This is a genomic window from Xanthovirga aplysinae, from assembly GCF_009711365.1.
GTDB classification, from domain to species: Bacteria; Bacteroidota; Bacteroidia; order Cytophagales; family Cyclobacteriaceae; genus Xanthovirga; species Xanthovirga aplysinae.
In genome coordinates, this window is record NZ_SMMB01000594.1 from 1 (window position 1) to 2589 (window position 2589).

1 pseudogene is annotated in these 2589 nt (G+C 41.5%); it reads left to right on the forward strand.

What is annotated here, in order from left to right:
* A pseudogene (locus E1171_RS03050) lies at positions 1-2589 on the forward strand (hypothetical protein); the annotation flags it as partial.

Below are 2589 nucleotides of genomic sequence, written 5' to 3' on the forward strand. Positions count from 1 at the left end.
TTCAGGCAATCAGGTGGTAGTAGGGGCTCCATATAAAGATAATAAAACTGGCTTGGTTTATGTGTTTGAAAAGCCCGATGGGGGATGGACCGACATGAGCGAAACGACCAAGTTAAGCGCTTATGACGGGGCAGCTAATGATAGGTTTGGTTGGTCAGTGAGTATTTCAGGCAATCAGATTGTAATAGGGGCGCCAGTTACTGAAATTAATGGGAGCTCTTCTGGTTCGGTCTACCTATTTGAAAAATCTGCAGGAAGTTGGTCAGGTATAAATGAAACGGCTAAGGTAATTGCTTCTGACGGAACCCATATCTTTGGTTATTCGGTTAGAATATCGGACGATCAAATTGTGGCAGGGGCTTCTAGCGGTGGACATATTAATGGATATCCTACTGGTATAGCCTATGTTTTTGAAAAACCAGCTAAGGGTTGGTCAAATATGAGTGAAACGGCCATACTCCGGGCCTCTGATGGTAATGGGTATGATTTTTTCGGCTCTTCGGTAGGAGTCTCTGGGGACCAGATATTAATTGGAGCTCCTTATGAAGAAAGTGAGGGCAACGGTTCTGGGTCGGTTTATGTTTTTGAGAAACCTTTGGAAGGCTGGTCTGATACAAATGAGAAGCAAAAAATACCAGTTCCACCTTTTTTTAGTAATAACCATGATCAATATGGCCGGCTGGTGTCTGTCGATGGGGATTATGCGGTTGTTGGTGGCATTCAGCGTGGATATGTATTATTGTTTTGGTATAATGGAGGTAGTTGGGAGAAGCTGGCAAGACTTACCGCTTCTGATAGTTCCTGGAGCCGTTATTTTGGTTGTTCAGTGAGTATATCAGGTGATCAAGTTGTAGTAATGGGTTGGACTGATTTTCCTATGGCCTATGTCTTTGAGAAACCTTCGGGAGGTTGGTCGGACATGAGTGAAACCGCCAAGTTAAGTGTTTCTGATTTCAAGCCTTATGCTACTAATTTCTTTGACTTTTCAGTAAGTATTTTGGGTGATCAAGTGGTGGTAGGTGCACCCAAGGATGAAAATGGAGGAGCTAATTCCGGATCGGTCTATGTATTTGAGAAGTCTACAAAAGGTTGGCAAGACATGAAAGAAACGGCTAAGCTTGTTCCTTCCAATGGTAGCATTTCTGGTGGTTTTGGCTGTTCAGTAAGTATTTCAGGGGATCAGCTTGTCGTTGGGGCCCAATTGAGTGATAACGGGAAAAGAGATACCGGTCTGGCCTATGTCTTTGTTAAACCCGATGATGGTTGGACAAATATGTATGAAACAGCCCAACTGCAGCCTTCTGAAAGTTTCGAAGATGCCTATTTTGGTAAATCAGTTAGTATTTCAGGTAACCAGGTGATGGTGGGAACTCCCAGTGAGAAACATAATTCATATCAAATGGGCTCTGTCTATTATTTTGAAAAACCTTTAGAAGGTTGGTCGGACATGCGGGAAACCGATAAGTTAAAAATCTCTGAAAATACCCAGTATTATAATTTTGGAGGCTCCCTAAGTATCTCTGCAAACAAGGTGGCTGTGGGTGCTGTTAGTGTTGCTAATGGAGAGTGGTCGAGTTCGGTATACGTTTTTGAAAAACGCTCAGAAAATTGGTCAGATAATAGTGAAATAACTAGAATAGCTACCTCTGACGGTACCTCTCAGGATGACTTTGGTTTTCCCTTAAGTATCTCAGGGGATCACCTTGTGGTTGGGGCTCCACTTAAGAATAACAATGATTTTCACTCTGGTGCTGTTTATTTTTATAAACGTTGTGTATTAGAATTACAGCAACCCGATGATCAGGTGCTTTTAGATGATATTAATTGTCCCATCCCATTGCCAGATTTTTCTGCTTTGGTAAATGCCAGTAGCAATTGTGGTGAAGAGTTTATTTATGAGCAGTCCCCAGCTGTAGGAACCCCTATTGATCGTCCAACTAAAGTGAAAATCATTGTCACCGATGAAGGTGGTGACAGTGATTATCGGGAGTTTATAGTCAATGTAATTGATGAAGAAGCCCCAATGCCTGTTTTGGAAAGTTTACCCACCATAAGTGCGGATTGTTCAATGGAAATGCCTCAAGCTCCGGAGGCTGTAGATAATTGTTCAGGTACCATCATTGGAGTGACAGACACTACCCTTTTCCCTATCACCACGGAAGGTACTTCGGAAATCATCTGGAAATATACCGATGAAAATGGTAATAGTAGTACCCAGTCGCAGAAAGTGATTATTACTGGTATAAACGATAATGTATCGCAAAATGGGGACGTTCTTATAGCTGATGCTGTAGGCTTTAATTACCAATGGTTGGATTGCAACAATAATAATTCGCCTATAATTGGTGCAACATATCAAAACTTTACACCAGCTGAAAACGGCAGTTATGCCGTTGAAATTAGTAATGGAACATGTAAAGTAACTTCAATCTGTATAAATTACCTTATTCTTGGTTCAGAAAACACTGAGGTTTTGGATGGCCTTAAGATTTACCCTAACCCTACTCAAGATCGATTTCAGATTGATAAAGGGCCATATACCGAAATCACCATAAGGGTTTTAGATGTGCATGGTAAAGAACTGATCAA